The following is a 298-nucleotide window of genomic DNA, read 5'->3' on the forward strand; positions in this document are numbered from 1 at the left end:
GTCGCCGGCGACATCGACGCTGACGATCTCCAGCCCGTGGGGCACCTGGTCCCTGAAATCGAGCCTTGTCGCTTTGAGCAAGGCCGCCACGCTTGGCCGGTCGAAGTCCTGCGGGTCGCCGTGGATGCCGAAGCTCAGGACATATTCGACCGTATCGCAGCTTCTCTGGCCGCCTTTCTTGGTGAAGAAGGGTACGATCCGCGCAAGTTCCGCGTTGATGCCACGTGACGCCGGTTTGACGGCCTGATTGGTCGCGGCCGGAGCCTGGTCCTGGGCGAGCGCCGGCAGAGCCGGCATC

Annotated in this window: 1 protein-coding gene; it reads right to left on the reverse strand. The window is 65.1% G+C overall.

Features of this window, described 5'->3' with window-relative positions; all coding sequences use genetic code 11:
• Positions 1-298, reverse strand: a 298-nt coding sequence (locus tag EN786_RS38155) for a hypothetical protein (protein ID WP_189524401.1), incomplete at both ends; no start/stop codon positions are given.

Origin of the sequence: Mesorhizobium sp. M4B.F.Ca.ET.143.01.1.1 (genome assembly GCF_004792275.1) — a bacterium.
GTDB lineage: Bacteria > Pseudomonadota > Alphaproteobacteria > Rhizobiales > Rhizobiaceae > Mesorhizobium > Mesorhizobium abyssinicae.